Here is an 18,446-nt window from a genome sequence, read left to right as displayed (position 1 = left end):
TCCTGTTCAAAGCAAAAGCGCAGCATGGACAATCAGCCAGAGTGCATAAGTCAACATCATCAGTCGGTTGGCAGGTCCAACTTTAGCTTTTGGACCAAAAGTTTTTGTTTTTGACAGATAGAAAATCACACTGCCAATAAAATACAGAAAGCCCAACCAAACCAGCATAGTCAGTGGTAAAACATTACCTTTGACAAAGCAAATCGTGAGCGGAAAGCCTACAATGACAATTCCACCACAGAAATCGTGAATTTTTCCTGTAAGCGTTTTATCATCATCAGCCACGGTTATAGGATTTGACACAAAATATCCTGCTGCAATCAGCACAAGCCCAATAACACTAAGCGCGATAAGGCTAAACTGTCCACCGCCAGATTCCACTCTCGCCATAACAAAGCTGAGCACACCCAATGCCAAGCCCCAAAAAGCAAGCCGCATGAGTAAGCCGTATCTACCAATCGCGTACTCGCTAATCAAGCGCCACCACGGAGAAATCTCAGGCTTCAAGAAATGCAGAAGCGTCAACAAAATCAGAAAAGCACTGCTGCCAAAAATGGATAAAAGTGCAAACATCGCCATCATCGTTTTCCTTTCAAAAATGCTGTCAGCTCACTATCTACCCCATTTTCTAAGATAAAGTCTACCAACTCTCGTTTCCTGAAAATCGAACTGACAAACGTCTCTGACAAGCCTGTCAAAACAGAAACCATATCAGTCTGTGCCAATTTTTTAATTGCCTTAAACTGCACAGCATCCCGTTTTTTCCGTTCAGCAGATGCTACGGGGTAGCCCGTATCCATGGGTGTTTCAAACAATTTTTCAAGTGTAAATCGTAAGTTTACCTCACCACTCCAGCCAAAATTCAGGCCTAATGGCAACGAAGCACAATTTCCTTGATTAATCCGTCCAAACAAAAACGCGTCAGACGGTGTCGGCAAATAACCGCAAATCACGTTTGGCAAAGCATTTGCTGCAATCTCTACGAATGAGAAAAGCTCCGCTTTTCCTATCCGCAACCTTTAACAGTCCACTGGACTGTTAAAGCCATTGCCACTTGGGCAGCCCGTCACAACAAAATCCACACTCCCAGAATTCAACAAAAGTCCAACACAAAGCGAAATCTGGAGATAAGAAAAATTTTCTTCATTTTCAACTGCACCAAAGTTGAACACCTCAGCGCCCAAATGCTCTGTCGCTCGCTTCGTTTCTTCAAAAAGCAAGTGATTGCGCGCGATTTGCGTGCTGGCTTGAATGACCGCAATTTTCATCTGCACCTCCACCATTTCTGTCAGCTCTGACAGCCTAAATCAGCGCTTTACGCATCACAATATCCACACCCTCAGGCACCCAAGCTGCGACCACTGCACGCTCAGGCACGCGCACCCAGCCTAAGCCGTTAAAGACAATATCAGATTTCTCCTTGACTGAAAATTCTTTGCGCACCAATTTTGCATTGACGAGCGCAGGAGCAAGCAGCTCCCCCTTGTGCTTCTCATAAAATTCCGTCGCACCCTCAAGCTTCGTCCGATGAATATTCAGCTCATTGTCAAAATAAGCCGTCATCCCCTGCCGTTCACCAGAAATAAAGTCAAAGCGTCCCAAACCACCGAAAAATAAGGTCTGCTCTGGATTGAGCTGATACGTTTTTGGCTTGATTTCCTTTCTTGGCGACACATATTTCAAATCCTCAGGCGCTAAATAATGCGCCATTTGCCCACGATGAATAATCCCCGGCGTGTCAATCAAAGCCGTATCTCTATCCAGCGGAATCTCAATCTTATCCAAAGTCGTCCCAGGAAAACGACTCGTCGTAATGACCTCATCATCAGCGCCTGAAGCATTCTTGATAATCGCATTAATCAGCGTTGATTTACCGACATTCGTCACACCGACCACATAGACATCGCGCCCACGACGGTAATGCTCAATCGCCTCCATCAGCTGCTCTACATCGTCCTGATTTTTAGCAGAAGTCACCAAAATATCCTTCGGTTTCAAGCCATAATTTGCTGCCTGCTCTCTTAGCCAAGCCGTCAACTTACCAACTTTCAAAGATTTTGGCAACACATCACGCTTATTTGCTACCATCAACACATCATTATTCCCCGTCAAACGGTGCAACGATGAAATCAGCGAACCATTAAAATCAAAAATATCCACCACATTGACAATCAATGCATCATGCTGCCCAATCTCACGCAAAAGTGCCAAAAAGTCCTCATCAGTCAAGCTTGTTGGAGCAATTTCATTGTAATGACGCAAGCGGAAACAACGCTGACAATACAATTCATCCCCATTTTCCAGCTTTTTCTTCAACGCACCCGCAGGCAAATAGCCCAGTCCATCTTTATCTTCAGTTTGAATCACAGCTCCGCAACCAATACAGTGCAGTTCTTCCATCATATTTTCATTTTCAATCATAAGCCTAATTATACCACAATTTGCAGGCATTTCTAGACAATTTTTTGCCAAAAACTACTGATAACTTTCTGTCAGTAAACAAAAAAACCTGTCAGTACTGACAGGCATTTTCATTATTATTGAACAGAGTAATTTGGTGCTTCTTTCGTAATCTGCACATCATGCGGATGAGATTCCTTCAAGCCTGCACCTGACATTTCGATAAATTGAGCTGACTCGTGCAAAGCAATAATATCAGCTGCTCCAGTATATCCCATACCAGCTTTCAAACCACCAAGCATTTGGAAAACAATATCCGTCGCAGTTCCCTTATAAGCTACACGTCCCTCAATTCCTTCTGGGACAAGTTTATTCGCTTCATTAACAGCACCTTGGAAATAACGGTCTTTCGATCCTTGCTTCATCGCGGCAAGAGAACCCATCCCACGGTAAGTCTTAAATTTACGTCCTTGGAAAATCTCGAACTCACCAGGAGATTCATCCGTACCAGCAAGCATTGAGCCAAGCATGACAGCATCTCCTCCAGCAGCCAAAGCTTTCACAATGTCACCTGAATATTTAATTCCACCATCAGCGATTATCGTCTTACCAAACTCACGCGCGACATTCGCTGCATCATAGATTGCTGTAATCTGAGGCACACCCACACCAGCAACCACACGTGTCGTACAGATAGAGCCAGGACCAATCCCAACTTTCACGACATCCACACCAGCTTCAAACAAAGCTCGTGCGCCTTCGCCCGTTGCGATATTTCCAGCAATCAATGTCCGATCAGGAAAATGGTCACGAATCTCGCGAATCTTGCGCAAAACACCAGCTGAGTGCCCGTGTGCTGTATCAATAACAATTGCATCCGCACCAGCAGCAAACAAAGCTTCCGCACGTTCAAAAGTATCTGATGACACTCCTACAGCACCAGCAACCAACAAACGTCCTTGCTCATCTTTTGCCGCATTAGGAAACTCAATCACACGCTCAATATCTTTGATTGTAATCAAACCAGCCAATTTACCATCTTCATCAACCAAAGGTAATTTTTCAATTTTGTTTTCTTGTAAAATACGTGAAGCATCATCCAAAGTTGTTCCAACAGGTGCTGTAACCAAGTTTTCAGAGGTCATCATATTTTTAATCTGTTGATTATAATCCGTAATGAAACGCAAATCACGATTGGTAATAATCCCCACCAATTTCCGATTTTCAAGCGTATCCACAATCGGTACACCAGAAATACGATAAGTCGCCATCAAATTTTCAGCTTCTTCAATTTTATGATTAGGAGTTAAGAAAAATGGATCAGTAATAACGCCAGATTCAGAACGTTTCACTTTGTGGATTTCCTCAGCTTGTTGTTCAATTGACATATTTTTATGAACAACGCCCAAACCACCTTGACGCGCCATCGCAATCGCCATTTTACTATCTGTCACAGTATCCATTGCAGCAGAGATAATCGGAATATTCAACGTCAAATTCTTCGCTAATTTCGTTTTCATACTCACCTCATTAGGCAAGACGTGAGATTCCGCCGGAATCAGCAACACATCATCAAAAGTAAATCCTTTTTTCAAAAACTTAGTTTCCCAGTTTGACATCGAAAATATTCCTCCAATATTATTTCTATGGCAGTCGCCAATTTTTTATTTTTACCATTCTACCACGATTTCATAAGCTTTTCAACCTATTAAATATGTGTAAGCACTGACAAAACAACATTTCTTAAGAAATATAAAAACTACAATGATAGCCCATTAATTAAAGACATTCCAATCAGCTTTTATCTAATTTTTGTCTCTTATTATTTTGTGTTACAATATAACCATGAAATGCAGAATAAAAATTAAAACCTTCGTCACAGCTCTTTTGCTCCTCGGAATAATTAATATAGTCTCATATGCAAAAGCGGATACTGCAATGGGAACCTATGCAGCAGGCGGGACTGAACCTACCTCCTCAGTCACTTCCACATCAGAATCCCCTTTGCTCCGTTCCTTCGCTGCAGCTACTCCAGCCATGGCACAAACGACTGTTAACCTTACACCCTCAACCACTGGAATACCTGCGCCTGATGTTGTAGATATTTCAAGTTATCAAAGTTGGCTAACCCAAGCAGATTTTAATAGTCTCAAATCCTCAGGAGTGAAAACTGTAGTGATTAAGTTGACCGAAGGGACAACTTACACCAATCCTTACGCAAAATCTCATATACAAATGGCAAAAGCTGCTGGTCTAAATATTGCTGTCTATCACTATGCAACCTTGACTGGTGCAAATTCTCAAAGTGCAGGAAATAGCCAAGCTATAAAAGAAGCTCAATATTTTGCAACCACTGCCAAAAATCTTGGACTTCCTGCCAACACAGTAATGGTTATGGATTGTGAACAACCCTATAAAAACAGTAGCGGGACAATCATCGGTCCCAACCCAAACAATATGGACTGGGCCACGGCCGCAGCTCAATTCGCAAATGAACTAAAATCATTAGGCTATGCCAATACCAAATTTTATTCCTCACTATCTTGGGTAGGCACAAATACCGCAACCGTCCAAATGAACTACAACACACTAGGCGGTGCGAAAAACATGTGGATAGCCCAATACCTTTATGACACCCCTGCAAACAACTCCGGCTGGGCAACCGCCCAAACCAACAACTCCAAATTCGGCGCTTGGCAATACACCAGCCAAATGCGCTTTCAAGGTACAACCAATCTAAAAAATAATAGCCTTGATACTTCTATTGATTACAGTAATACTTTTACGCCAAGTTCTCCGACTCCTAGCGTTTCCCCAAGTATTTCTTATCAAACTCAAGTGCAAAATTATGGCTGGGTCTCTCCCACTTACAATGGTCAAACCAATGGAACAACTGGTCTTGCGCTTAGGGTTGAAGCGCTTAAAGCCTCTCTTCTTAATCTTCCCTCCAACCTCTCAGGTAATATTCAATATCAAGCCTATGTTCAAGGAATAGGCTGGCAAAGCACGACCGCCACAGATGGAGCAATCGCTGGAACAGTAGGACAAGCCAAGCGCATGGAAGCATTTAGAATGCAGCTCACTGGATCTATCGCTAGTCAATACGACGTTTATTACCGCGCCTACGTCCAAAATATCGGCTGGCTCGGTTGGACCAAGAATTGGCAGACTGCAGGGACTTCTGGAATGGCTTACCGCATAGAAGCGGTGCAAGTCCAACTCGTTGCCAAAGGAAGCGCCGCACCGTCTAACGGTTCTGTCACTTTCCCTTATTTGACTCTTCCAACAGTAAGTTATAGTACTCATGTTCAAAATATCGGCTGGCAAGCCCCCGTTGTGAATGGTGCTTTATCAGGAACAACAGGGAAGTCACTTAGGATGGAAGCCTTGAAGGTAGAACTTCAAAATATTGCTTCAGGAGTAACAGGTGGAATAACCTATCGGAGTCAATCTCAAAAAATTGGTTGGCAAGCATGGGTATCTGACAATAGTATTTCTGGAACGACAGGACAGGGACTGAGAGATGAAGCCATAGAGATAAAACTTACAGGTGGACTCTCAAACTATTTCAATGTTTATTACCGTGCTCATGTTCAAAGTATCGGTTGGCAAGCGTGGGTATCTAATGGGGCAACCGCTGGAACAGTAGGAAAAGGACTTCGGATGGAGGCTTTGGAGATAAAGATTATTCCTAAAGCTAATCCTGCACCTTAATTATAAGAATAAACCATTATAAGCAAAAAATAGTAACCACCCATAATTATGGGTGGTTTGTTCTTAACACTATAAAATTATTGCCGCAATGATACCAATGACAACAATCAACAAGGTCAATAATACTATCGGTAAGATGATTTTTATCTGAGCATTAAACTCGTTAGACTTTTTTTGCCCTATTGATAAGACGTTATACTCATTAACCCCACTTTGAAAATCTGGAATGCTCGTGTTAAAAGAAAAGTTCTGGTTTCTTGCTTCTCCAATTGAATTTTTAGTAATTAATACACCATCTCTAGTGATGCTAAATCTGGCAAAGACAGAGAAATTAATCGGTTTTAGTAATAATTCTTTATCTGTTGAATTTTCCACAGGATACATGAAATAGTTACTTCCTTCAGCAAGTCCTATAATCTGAATTAACGACTGGTTAATCTTACCGTTTTCTTTAGCATTAAAGTTAAATCGACTTGTAGCTTTAGGAATTGGAAGGATTTCCGAATTACCAATCATATATTGTAATCCACCTCTCAAAACCGTCACTTTTTCCAAATTGACTTCTTTCAAACTTTCCTCTTTGACCCAACCTTGAGTCGCAGAATATATCTCATACCCATTTTTCACATATCTCCCCAAAAGATATTGCCTGTTCGTTACTAATTTATTTCCTTGCTCATTTGCCATTGCAAAATTAATGCCAGTAAGGACAACGGCTGGAGATTTTGCACTTGCTGCCAAAGCATTATCATCTGTTCCCGAAATAGAAATAGTTGATCCACCTGGCGAAATGCTTCCAACAGGAGTCGAAATAACATGCGCTTTCACCGTAAGCACCAAATTATTGGACAAAGCTGGAACAATGAGTTGTTGGCTCAAACTTTCTGATGGGTTTGTTCCTGATCCTGTAATAGCCGAAACATCAAAACCTTCAATATTAGAATCTGGAGTTACAGAGTCAATAACCAAATTAGGAGAGGGTGTCAAAACAAACGCACCTCCTAATCGATTGAAATTTTTAGAAATAATAACTTTGAAACTCAAAAAATTTCTCTGTCCCGACTCTACTACATATCTTCCAAAATCCGTTAAACTGTCACCTTTACTAGCCTCAAAAGAAATCTTTAACCGATTATCCAAATTAGCAATATCTAAATCTATCTTCTGTTTTTCCTTTGATATTGTAACTAATTTTTGAAAAGTTCCACTTCTTGTTGTTATTGCTACTGGTCCTAATGGTAGTTCAGCAATAGCCTCCCCTGAGAAATTGGTAAAAGTAAGAGCAGCTCTCCCTCTATCAGGTTGGTGGAATACAATACTTTCCGTCTCCTTCCCATTAAGATCTGTTAATAATGGAAGACCCTTCATCTGAAGCATATAACCCATTATAGAAAATGCTTCTTCTGCACTATGCCTAATTCCAGGACCTATAGAAAAACCATTAGAAAACTCAATTATATCTGGATTGACCTTTGTAGGATCCACTTGGACTTCAGACTGCAAAGTCTTCCAATTTGAACTTTGAGTAATCTTACTTGTTATATCTCCCGAAATAATTTTTTGATAAGCATTGTCTAAATTATAAGCGGTATATGCCCCCCCACAATTGGTACTCCATTATTAGTAACGTGTAAATCAACTGCTACTTTTTCTGCTATCGTAGAGGCACTAATTATCCTAAAATTGACAATTGTCACAAGCAAGCCACAAAGAAGAGCAACTTTTTTTAACAAATCTATTTTTTTCATTCTACTTAATTACCACTCTCACTCTCAGTTTCAACAAGATTTATTTGTCAAACTCTTTATCTACTGCTTTTAAAGCAGCACCAAAAACCTGATCCATATCGTAGTATTGATAGTTTCCCAGACGTCCCCAAATAATACTTTATCTATTTTTTCAGCTTCCTTTTTATACCTACGAAATAGAGAAGAATTTTTTTCATCATTCACGGGATAATAAGCTTCTTTAGTTCGCTCCCAATCCTGCGGATATTCTTTTGTTAAAATGGACTTCCCGTCACTGGCTTTTTTATCAAAATGTCTCCATTCCATCACGCGTGTGAAAGGCGTTTCTGCATCAGTATAGTTAATCACCGCATTCCCCTGCACATTATTTGAATCAAAAGTTTCAGATTCAAAACGAACAGAACGATATTCTAATTCACCAAATTGATAATCAAAAAACTGATCAATCATACCAGTGTAAATAATCCGTGGAAACTCTTCAAGATAAGCTTCCTTATCACTAAAGAAATTCGTATTTACCTTGACGTCTATCAATTCAGAATCAAGCATTTTTTCAAAGATAATCGTATAACCATCGACAGGTACCCCTTGATAACGATGATTGAAGTAATTGTTATCAAAAGTATAACGTACAGGTAGACGACGAATGATAAATGCAGGAAGATCTGTAGCCTTCCGTCCCCATTGTTTTTCGGTATAACCTTTAATTAACTTAGCATAAATATCTGTTCCAATCAAGCTAATAGCCTGTTCTTCAAGATTTCTAGGTGGAGACATGATGCCAGCACTTTTCTTTTGTTCAGCAATCTTAGCTGCTGCTGCTTCAGGTGTTTTTACTCCCCATATCTGGTAAAAAGTATTCATGTTAAAAGGGAGATTATACAACTCACCTTTGTAGTTAGCAATAACCTGATTAATATAACCATTGAATTCTGTAAATTGATTGATATAATCCCAAACCTTCTTATTATCCGTATGAAAAATATGTGCCCCATAGTCATGAATATTAATTCCTTCTTCTTTATGTGTATACATATTACCACCGACATGCTCTCGCCTCTCAATGACTAAGACGCGTTTGCCTCGTTTGGCGGCCTCATAAGCAAAAACTGCTCCATAAGGTCCCGAACCAACTATCAAGTAATCATAATTTTTCGTGTTATACTTCATTTTTTCTCCCTGCTACTAGTAATGCACATTATACATCATTCCAAACAATGTTCCAAAAAGCAGAAGTGCATTTGAAATTACAATAATCACTACCGAAAAAATCCATATAGAGTTTTCCGAAGCAATTTTAGTTTTAAATCTTGTATTTCCCCCAAATAATGGAAGAAGCAATAATGTTGGGGTAAAATAACGTCCCTGAAGTCCTCCAATTCTCCCCAAGGAATCCAAAGATGACAAAGATGATGGAATATAGTATGGCATATAAGAATAATATACCCCCGCCACACCAATAAAGAAGAGGATTAAACTTCCCCAACTAAAAAGACGAGAATCTGTTATTTTTTCCTCCGAGAGTATTACCAGAACCAGTAAAATATACCAAATACCTGAAATCCAAAGCGGCATATTATTATAACGACCATTTGGGACAACAAGTAACCCTGTAAAAATTTGCTGTGTATTTGGTAGTGGATTCATATTTATAGAAAAATTAAGAACAAACCGATAAAGTGAAAATAGCTGATTGGGATACTTAATATAAACTAAAAAAATCATTCCTGTAACCACTAATAATGTTAAAAAAATGGAAATTACTAGCACCCATTTTCTTTTAAAAAGATCATGACACCAAACAGTTACTTTTTCTATTTGTTTATTAAAAAAAACGACAAAGAGAACCATAGGGAATAATACAATCAATAATTTAACATTGGTTTTTGCTCCAAAGTATAGAAATACCGAACCAATCAACATCTGAATAACTGTATTGATTCTTATTTTATTCGATATCAGCGTGTTAACAACTATCAAAAATGTGGCAGCCGCAAGAACATAAGTTAGCGCATCATAGGATAGACTAGCTATACTATTAGTAATAACAGGGGATAAAGATAAAATTAAAAGAAATAACTTTCCCCGTTTTATAAAACGAATAATAAAGAACAAGGATAAACTAAAAACAAAGGTGGACAATAATCTCGCAGTTACAATCATTACACCAATAGAGGGATAAATATGATATCCTATCCATACACCAAGCGCAGGAACAATATGACCCCAAAAATTATAGCTTTCTTTAGATGGCAGCTGTTGAACTTGAGTTCGAGGTAAATTTTTCATTGGCATTTTAACTATTTTATTTTTAAAATATTTTTCAAAATAATTTCCAGATTGATACTCAATGATCTGAGGTGTCATCCCAGTACTTATTGATTCTTCACCATAAGCAGATATGTCATTGGACAAACCAACCATATTTGTAGCAACTGTATAATGATATTGACCATCTGGTTCATTAAAAAGGGGCATAAAAATAGAAAGAGATACCCCTATTAAAATAGCTAAAACTAAATAAATTTTATGGATTTTTCTGTCAATTTTATTGAAAAATGATGCTTTTTGCATCGTTCTACTAAACGTCATGCTTTTCCTCATACTGCAAGTAGTATGGTCATATGATACCTTATATTACTACATTTGCGATAAATTCACTTACTATTATTACTTATTTAAATTTAAGCTACCTAGTTCCTCTTTTATTTTAGAAGATGATGTCTTTCCGCGAGGAAAATACATAATTTTTAGCTCTGGAAATTGGTCTTTGAGAAAATCAAATTTTCCTTTCCAATCATCTCCCATGGCGAAAATATCAACATCGAACATATCAACATATAAAGCTTTATCATCCCACGATTGTTCTGGAATGACTAAATCAACATATCTTACCGCTTCCAATACATATTTTCGTGTATCATAATCCTGGTAAGACTTTTTCCCTTTTTCTGCATTGAATTCATCTGTTGAAAGCATTACAATTAGTCTTTCCCCAAGATTCCGCGCATTTCGAAGCATATTTATGTGACTTTCGTGTAAAATATCAAATGTTCCTGCCACAAGAACCACTTTTTCTGAACTAGACATACCTACTCACTTTCTCTTAAAAATATTTTTAAAAACAGGTTGCACAACACTGAGTACTGGAGCATTTGTAAAAAAAATAGTAACTCCATAAATCATACAGGCAACAATCACCTGAAGTACGTAACTAATTATTGAAGGAGAATTATAAAAATTTATGATATACAAAACTATAAATACTCCGCCGCCACCAAGTAGATACTTCCAGAATCCCCTTAATATCTGAGACAATGGAAAGACTCCTCGAACAACATAAATACGATAGAAAGCCACCGTAAATTCTGATAACAATGTTGCAATTACAGCTCCCATAACTCCCAATAATGGAATCAATGCTAAATTAGCTATTATATTCACAACCAAGGCAGCTATTGAAGATATCGTAAAATCCTTGTTCCTTTTTGCTGCTAATAAATATTGTGACCCAAAAACTGTAGCCCAAGAGAAAAAAATAATTACCAAGGCTTCAACTAATATTAAGTTCCCAACTTTATAAAAATTTTTACCGAAAAAGAAAACTGCAAAAGTCTGAGAGGTTCCCATTAAGCCAGCAATAGCAAAAATTGATATTGCATTCATTAAATCAACCGACTTTAAGGTTAAATTTTTTACTTCATCCTCTCTATTCTCAGAAAATAAATTCGAAAGCCTAGGAAGAAAAGCAGCTCCAAAACTAGAGACCGCTGTAAAGGCTACACGAACAATTGAATCCGCTTGACTGAAATAGCCTGAGCTTTCATAACCATCTAAAAATCCAAGCATACTTTTATTAAGCGACAAATAAATACTTACAGAAACTTGTGGTATAAATAATACCAATGTTGGTTTCAAATGATGGATTACATTTAAATCCTTTAATGGTATTTTCAAAATTTCGTGACGTAAAAAGGGCCAAACGGTTATATTTGCAAGAACAGGTGCTGCAGAGGTTAATAAAATATAAATCCACAAATCTTCTTTATGTTGGACTAATAGAAACGTAAGCACCACCACTACGATATTAATAATAGAGTTTCTTACAACAATAATTCTAAAATTTTCTATTCCCATGAAAAACCAAGAAATATTAAATAATGTTGAAAATAGAACAACTCCTTGAAGGAGAAGATAAAACTGCACTTGAGGATTATGATAAAAAGATACAAAAAGTAAAAATGAGCCTATTGTAACAAAAACAGCTGTGAACTGCAAAATAATTAATTCAAAAAAAACTTTACTACGTTGATATAAATCTTTCTGATAATATGCTATTTCTCGATTTCCATATGTCTGTATTCCTAATGCTCCTATTAAAGTAAAATAGCTCACTAAAGAAAGTGTAAATGAATTAATACCTATTCCCGATGTTCCTAACACTCGCGAAATATACGGCATTGTTATAAGTGGAATAGCCACAGCAATCATCTGATAAGCTGTGCTATAGAACATATTTTTTATTATTTTCATTTATTATTCCTGAATCTAATACTCGTAGACTTGCGAGACTCGTATTTGAATTTATTTTTTAAAAGCAAAAATAACATCTCGAAGTTTACTTTTTATTCCTGAGTACATTCTACCTTCCTGCAATATTTGCAGAAATACTGGAAAAACTTTATTCTCCCTAGCTAACTCATATCTCTTTTTACAAAATTTTAATTTTTTCTGAACTTCAACTGAATAACGATTTTCATCTTTGCTTAAAATCTGATTAAGCAGTTCATAAAACTGAACTTCTTTCAATAAATGTCTAACGTGCTGTGCTTTATTACTGGATATTGTGATTGATGGCTTTACACTAGCATTCTCTCCATGTACAACATGGTAACCCACGCTCCGATTAAGATTATAACCTACGCCAAGCAAACTTGACAGACAAGAAAAAATGACATCATGAGCTATAAAATAATCTGCCTTCCAAAATTCAATAGTTTTTTCTGCCAGTTGACGTTTTATGGCAAAGGTCCACCCCAGTCTATAGGTAAAATATTCAATACTGGCTGGGAATTTTGAGGCAATCTTATTACCGTCCACAAATTGGAAAGGGAGCTTATGGTAATCTCCTTCTCCGATATTTTTAATTTCAATGTCTCCAGATAATAGTTGACATTTACTATGATTTTCCATAAAGTCTAGCTGATTTTTAATTTTATCTAAAGCCCACTCATCATCCTGATCTGAGAAAAAAATGTAGTCAGCTTCTAATGATAAAGCATCTATCAAAAGTTGTCTAAAATTTTTCTGCCAGCCAATATTGGCTTCATTTTGAGCTATCGTCCAATTCAATAACTGATATTTCTCAATATAATTTTTTATCAGTTCAACTGTTAGATCAGTCGAACCATCATCTCTCAACAAAACATAATCAGGTTGAATTTCTTGCTGACGAATTGAATCAAGTTGATTCGTCAAATATTTCTGACCATTATATGTCGCTATAAGCACTATTGTTTTTTTCATTTTTATTTCTGTCAGTTTTCTCCTAAAATTTTTCCATCTTTAATATATACTTTCCCATCTATTTCTAAGCTAATAAATCCATGATGTTGATTCGCCATAATGTCTTCTGGCGGAGTCATATAGTCTGAACCATACTGGATCACCAACGCTTTGTCAAATTCAGAAAAAATCGGGAACTTACTTTTTTCAAAGTTCTGGTCAACTAGGTTCTTAGCAAATTCCACGGGATATGTTTCTCGCACGAGACCGTAACGTGAAACATAATTTCCTACTTTTTCTGTAGCAACCTTTGGAACAGCATTGTAAACTCCGTTTATTACTTTTTTTCTTCCGAGAGTTTTTTGGACCAAATATATAGCAAATTTCTCTATCAAAAGTATTCCATTTTTTACTTTTGAGGTTCCTTTAGGATTTTTTACGTTAGCAAATTTAGAATGCCACTGCAACACATTCCAAAATCTTATCTTTTGAAGTCTTTTCTTTCTATCCTTCTCGTTATCATCAACAAAATCAAAAGGAAAAATATCTACATATATCCCTAAATGGTACTTATCAGACTTATCTGTTATCCATTCTTCAATCCTTGAATTCCTATCCGATACTTTCGCCAGAGGATATGGATAATCATTATGGTCATTTGCTACTAAAAGATCGAATTTCTCATTTTTATTATTCCAAAGCTCTATAAACTTTAAATAATCTTTTCGTAACATTCCTACGTCTATGTCATCATCCCATGGTATGAAGCCTTTGTGTCTAACAGCTCCAAGTAAGCTTCCTCCGATTAGGAAATACCTGATATCGTTATTTTTACAAAAAGCATCTATCGCTATTAAAATTTCCAAACTTCTCTTTTGAAGTAACCTTTGGTACTCCAACTGTTGATAAACCATTAGCCTCTTTCTCGCTTAAACTATACGTTTAAATTTTACACTTCAAATTCTGACTTTTGAGGAAATTTATTTCCCAGTGCCGTCTGAATTTTCACTGTCATTTCATTGAGTTCATCATCATCAAGCGCTTCATTGTCATTTAAGCAAACAAGTTTCAATTTTGAATTTACAATTTTATTGATATTTGACTGCTTGTTCAACTTAAAAAAGCGTCCAAATCTGTACATATTCTTAGGAACAAAGTTTCCACTACACAATGAATACAATCTAATAAACCAATCATCTATGCCATTTATATTTCTAAATTTAAAAGCAGAAGCTTTATCAAACTCTCCATGATACTCATTCCATAATTTTTCATAAATTGATTTATTTAAAGGAGTAGCTAAATGAAAATGCATAATATATGAAATATTAGGATATGGGAGCTGCAATAACGTTGTCCCTAAATATGGTATACTTGTTCTTAAATTAATCATCTTCCGCAAATTCTTTTTTACTATATCTCGCTTCGAAAATTTTTGATGGATAAGATTCATGTTATTAATGTGCAGATGATCCAGTTCCTCATATGTCGCACATGGTATTAAAGTCAACATATCACAAGGTATACCATTTTTAAAGAAATCCGTTTGTTTTGTTGGATTAATTAAGAACATATCATCATTGAAATATACAAAATTTTCACTCAAATCTTTGATACGGTGAAGATTCATTGCAATAGTCACTGAGGAAAAAGTAGGCAAATATTTATGAGGAATAAAATCCTCATGCTTTACTATCACTAGCTTGGGATGGTTCAAATTTAGCCATTTAGGATAATGACCATAGGTAACTAAGAAAATTTTACGAACCCAAAATGCATTTTTTTCTATTGCCCTAAACCAATAGCGAAAGGTGTCATAATCTCTAAACCTTGATGCATTGTTAGCTGAAGTCTTCTTCATAGAAAGGTGTTCTTTTTCTTTATAAACTTCAAACTCATTTCTCCATTTTGGATCTCCATCGTCTAACCATGAAACTACAATATCAATTTTTCCCATTTTCTCTACCTGTACAGTATATTTTTGATAACAAAGGCATCAGATTTAGTTTATAAATAACTAAAAAAAGAAATACGACTACTCTTAATTCAAGCTCGTCTCCCCGTCCTCCACTTATAACACTCAATTTCAAAGAATTAGGAACAGCCTCTTTTAATAGGCGAATACCTTTTCCATAATGTTTCATAAATTTTTGAGATGTTTGATTTCTGCCTTGCTTAAACTGATGGATTAAGGCTTTAAGCATAAAATATGAAAATTCTGGAGTTCTTTTCAAACTCTCCCCCATTTTAATGTAAAGAGCTAGCTGCTCAAGAGCCAGTTTTTGATTATCCTTATCTTGTAGACGCATCTTTGTACCCGAAAATGAGTCATTGTGCGCCACCCAGTAATATCCTGAATAATTTATAAATGCAAATTTTGCTCCTTGAGCTATTTCTAACACAGAAAACGGCGCATCTTCCACATAAGTATCCAAAAAGAATTTAATTTTTTTTTCTGTTAGAAATGACACTCGGTGAATTCTATTGCAAGAGGATAAGGTTATATATTTAGTATAATCAGTAATTTTTTCAGGTATAAACTGACGTAATATTTGTCCTTCTGGAGTAATCCTCGTATAACCACTACTTACAATATCAGCTCCTGTTTCTTCAGCTTTAGTGACGTGTTTTTTTAAAAAATCAATATCATAATAGTCATCTGAATCAATAAAGGCAATATATTTTGAAGTTGTCCGTTCTATCCCTAAATTTCTAGTCGGACCAATTCCCTCATTGGATTTGCTGATTACTTCCATATTGTCAGGGAATTTTTGCAAGTACTTCCTAAGTATACTCAGACTATTATCAATACTTCCATCATCAATAGCAATTAATTTAAACATGTCCACTCCAATGGATTGATTAAAAATACTCTCTAATGTTCTTGGGAGATACCTTGCAGTATTGTACACAGGCATGATCACGGTTATTATTGGTTCTACCACTATTTTTTCATCCTCTTTACTACATTCAATACTTGACGTTCAACATTACGCCAAGTATTATTGTTTTGAACAAGACTACGAAACTTTACTGCTGGAAATATAATTTTTCCACTCGTTTTTACAAGAATCTTACTTATCATCAACATATTAACATTTTTATCAATTCTTTCAGCTTTCAAAAAATCGGTAAATTCTTTTATTTCTCTCTCACGTTGTTTTTTATTTGGTATAGACAAATCGATTACATATTGAGCTAAAACAAGTTCTGAAAAACGTTGATACAAGACTTTTTTGACTGAAAACGCGGTAGTAGAAGGTAAGATTTTTATAAACTCCAACTCATGTTTCAGCATAGCCAAATGCATCGCCCGATTTTTTACCATATTTCCTATGGTCATACTTTGAGTGCCAGAATTCACTCGATAAACATAGACTGGAAAATCGAGATATACTTGAGTTTTTACAAAAGGAAGTGGAAAAGTGATATATTCCACATCCACATAAAACATTTTTTCGTCAATTCTAATATTATTATCCTTTAGAATCTTCGTTCTATATGTCACTGTATGCATTGGAGGGATTTTTATATTTTCAATTATACTTCCGTAATCATTGATAAAATTGCTTTTTATATTCAGTTTCATCATCAAAGTTTCTTCATTTGTCACTTCATCGTGTTCAAAATATGGATTATTGATAAGATCTACATCATTATTTTTTAAAAAATCAACAAGTTTAACTAGATTATCCGTCTTGACCCAGTCGTCACCATCAATAACTTTAAAATATTTTCCAGTAGCTTCAAGGATTCCACGATTAATGGTTGAACCATGGCCTCCATTTTCCTTTTCAATTACTCGGATACTTTGTGGATATCTTGTTTGCCACTTATTTGCCAATTCAACTGTTCTGTCTCTTGAGCCATCACTTACGATAATAATCTCAATATCCTCAACAATTCGATTATCTATCAAGAAGGGCATACATTCATCAATATATTTTTCTGTGTTGTAACTTGGCACTGTAATTGTTAATACTTTACTCATTGTCATTTTTTCTTTTCCTCTTTGTCATTTACTTTTTTTTTCAACAATGAGACTTCTTGAATCAAGTTCTTGATTTGTTTTTCTGCTGCGATTAATGACATTTGATATTTTAGAGAGATAATTAATAAAAGAGTAACTAATATAAATAAAGCTAAAGAGGTTAGAGTAGCAATACCTAAAACATGGGCAACTCTACTGCCCAAATCTGGAAATATTGAACCGACTAAAATAACCAATGCTAAAACTATCCATTTTAACATATGTCGAATTTCTGCTCTGTCTTTTCTGACTAACCGCGTAATATAGAGAAAGAACAATACGGCAAACAAAATAGCCAAAATGCGAAGTTGTATTGGCATTATTTGTCCCTCCTTCCAAACAGTGAACTTGCTAGGATTGATAGAGAAACACTAATCATATAGTTTATCCCTTTTACCATATTTATACTTGAAGCTCCTGTTGTACGTTCAAACATTCGAACGCCTACCTCTTTTACTCTAATATCGCCTGCAAATAAATGCATATAACTCTCTGGTTCTGGATATTGTCTGGGATAACGATTGACAAATTGATTAACCACTTTTTTATTACCTGCTCGATATCCGCTTGTTACATCTTTAATTCTAATTTTTGAAGACATATAAATTAGCGAAGAAAGAAATTTTATACCAAATTGTCTTGATTTTGAAGATTTGAACTCGGAATTACTTTCATCCAGAAATCTAGAACCTACCGTAAAGTCCGCTTCATCATTTATCACAGGCTCTAAGAGATGTGGAAGTGATTCAATATCGTGTTGCCCATCTCCATCAAATTGAACAGCAATATCATAACCGCTTTCTTTGGCATATAGATAGCCCGTTTGAACGGCTCCACCTATGCCTAAATTATTAATTAGTTCCACATGATTGATGTTATGCTCTTTCAGCACTTCCTCTTCGTTATCTGTCGAACCATCATTAATTACCACATAATCAATAGAGTACTTTGAATTTTTACAATATTGTTCTACTTTTTGAACGACTTGTATGATTCCCTCAGATTCATTATAAGCTGGTATAATTAATAATATTTTTGGATTTATCATT

Annotated in this window: 18 protein-coding genes and 1 pseudogene; 1 reads left to right on the top strand and 18 read right to left on the bottom strand. The window is 36.2% G+C overall.

Annotated features, from left to right (window positions below):
- Positions 1-6: 6 nt before the first annotated feature.
- From D7I46_RS11260 to guaB, 5 genes are all read right to left on the bottom strand, one after another.
- On the bottom strand, positions 7-582 hold the full coding sequence (locus tag D7I46_RS11260) for a DUF998 domain-containing protein (protein ID WP_120772954.1): 576 nt from the start codon (positions 580-582) through the stop codon (positions 7-9).
- The gene (locus tag D7I46_RS13585) at positions 579-1,016 is read right to left on the bottom strand and encodes an RpiB/LacA/LacB family sugar-phosphate isomerase (protein ID WP_240424432.1); all 438 of its coding nucleotides are present in this window, start codon (positions 1,014-1,016) and stop codon (positions 579-581) included. Before D7I46_RS13585 ends, D7I46_RS11260 begins: the two co-directional genes overlap by 4 nt.
- 3 nt (positions 1,017-1,019) lie before the next feature.
- On the bottom strand, positions 1,020-1,268 hold the full coding sequence (locus D7I46_RS13580) for an RpiB/LacA/LacB family sugar-phosphate isomerase (RefSeq protein WP_240424430.1): 249 nt from the start codon (positions 1,266-1,268) through the stop codon (positions 1,020-1,022).
- Positions 1,269-1,302: 34 nt separating this feature from the next.
- Positions 1,303-2,400 (bottom strand): ribosome biogenesis GTPase YqeH, encoded by a 1,098-nt coding sequence (gene yqeH, locus D7I46_RS11250; RefSeq protein WP_162930941.1) that lies wholly within the window; start codon positions 2,398-2,400, stop codon positions 1,303-1,305.
- 137 nt (positions 2,401-2,537) lie between these two features.
- Positions 2,538-4,019 (bottom strand): IMP dehydrogenase, encoded by a 1,482-nt coding sequence (gene guaB / locus D7I46_RS11245; protein WP_120772953.1) that lies wholly within the window; start codon positions 4,017-4,019, stop codon positions 2,538-2,540.
- Positions 4,020-4,338: 319 nt separating this feature from the next.
- On the opposite strand from guaB, the gene D7I46_RS11240 reads away from it, so the two are divergent.
- The gene (locus D7I46_RS11240; RefSeq protein WP_240424428.1) at positions 4,339-6,114 is read left to right on the top strand and encodes a GH25 family lysozyme; all 1,776 of its coding nucleotides are present in this window, start codon (positions 4,339-4,341) and stop codon (positions 6,112-6,114) included.
- Positions 6,115-6,183: 69 nt separating this feature from the next.
- Here the strand turns inward: D7I46_RS11240 and D7I46_RS11235 are convergent, their stop codons facing one another.
- The 13 genes and pseudogenes from D7I46_RS11235 to D7I46_RS11180 form a co-directional block, all read right to left on the bottom strand.
- Positions 6,184-7,599, bottom strand: a complete 1,416-nt coding sequence (locus tag D7I46_RS11235) for a hypothetical protein (protein WP_162930895.1) — start codon at positions 7,597-7,599, stop codon at positions 6,184-6,186.
- 89 nt (positions 7,600-7,688) lie between these two features.
- Positions 7,689-7,862 (bottom strand): hypothetical protein, encoded by a 174-nt coding sequence (locus D7I46_RS13365; protein ID WP_162930894.1) that lies wholly within the window; start codon positions 7,860-7,862, stop codon positions 7,689-7,691.
- Between the two features lie 40 nt (positions 7,863-7,902).
- A pseudogene (gene glf, locus D7I46_RS11230) lies at positions 7,903-9,032 on the bottom strand (UDP-galactopyranose mutase).
- A gap of 15 nt (positions 9,033-9,047) precedes the next feature.
- Positions 9,048-10,454, bottom strand: coding sequence for a DUF2142 domain-containing protein (locus tag D7I46_RS11225; protein ID WP_162930893.1), 1,407 nt, complete (start codon positions 10,452-10,454; stop codon positions 9,048-9,050).
- Positions 10,455-10,532: 78 nt separating this feature from the next.
- Positions 10,533-10,952, bottom strand: coding sequence for a glycerol-3-phosphate cytidylyltransferase (gene tagD, locus D7I46_RS11220; RefSeq protein WP_120772949.1), 420 nt, complete (start codon positions 10,950-10,952; stop codon positions 10,533-10,535).
- A gap of 6 nt (positions 10,953-10,958) precedes the next feature.
- Positions 10,959-12,395 carry a flippase gene (locus D7I46_RS11215; RefSeq protein WP_120772948.1) on the bottom strand — a complete coding sequence of 479 codons (1,437 nt, stop codon included), beginning with the start codon at positions 12,393-12,395 and terminating at the stop codon, positions 10,959-10,961.
- A 51-nt stretch (positions 12,396-12,446) separates the two neighbouring features.
- The gene (locus D7I46_RS11210; RefSeq protein ID WP_120772947.1) at positions 12,447-13,388 is read right to left on the bottom strand and encodes a glycosyltransferase; all 942 of its coding nucleotides are present in this window, start codon (positions 13,386-13,388) and stop codon (positions 12,447-12,449) included.
- Between the two features lie 11 nt (positions 13,389-13,399).
- Positions 13,400-14,281 (bottom strand): LicD family protein, encoded by an 882-nt coding sequence (locus D7I46_RS11205; protein ID WP_120772946.1) that lies wholly within the window; start codon positions 14,279-14,281, stop codon positions 13,400-13,402.
- A 35-nt stretch (positions 14,282-14,316) separates the two neighbouring features.
- Entirely contained in the window at positions 14,317-15,324 is a 1,008-nt protein-coding gene (locus tag D7I46_RS11200) for a glycosyl transferase (protein WP_120772945.1), read from the bottom strand.
- Complete coding sequence (locus tag D7I46_RS11195) at positions 15,311-16,285, bottom strand: glycosyltransferase family 2 protein (protein ID WP_240424542.1); 975 nt, start codon at positions 16,283-16,285, stop codon at positions 15,311-15,313. The genes D7I46_RS11200 and D7I46_RS11195 overlap by 14 nt, the downstream gene beginning before the upstream one ends.
- Before the next feature lie 26 nt (positions 16,286-16,311).
- A complete protein-coding gene (locus D7I46_RS11190; RefSeq protein ID WP_240424427.1) occupies positions 16,312-17,364 on the bottom strand; it encodes a glycosyltransferase family 2 protein in 1,053 nt (350 codons plus the stop codon).
- Positions 17,361-17,717, bottom strand: coding sequence for a DUF2304 domain-containing protein (locus tag D7I46_RS11185; protein WP_120772943.1), 357 nt, complete (start codon positions 17,715-17,717; stop codon positions 17,361-17,363). Before D7I46_RS11185 ends, D7I46_RS11190 begins: the two co-directional genes overlap by 4 nt.
- On the bottom strand, positions 17,717-18,445 hold the full coding sequence (locus D7I46_RS11180; protein ID WP_120772942.1) for a glycosyltransferase family 2 protein: 729 nt from the start codon (positions 18,443-18,445) through the stop codon (positions 17,717-17,719). The genes D7I46_RS11185 and D7I46_RS11180 overlap by 1 nt, the downstream gene beginning before the upstream one ends.
- Position 18,446: the final 1 nt, after the last annotated feature.

Source organism: Lactococcus allomyrinae (assembly GCF_003627095.1).
Taxonomy (GTDB): domain Bacteria; phylum Bacillota; class Bacilli; order Lactobacillales; family Streptococcaceae; genus Lactococcus; species Lactococcus allomyrinae.
Note: the sequence above shows the minus strand (reverse complement) of the source record. Positions and strands in the feature narration are given on the sequence as shown.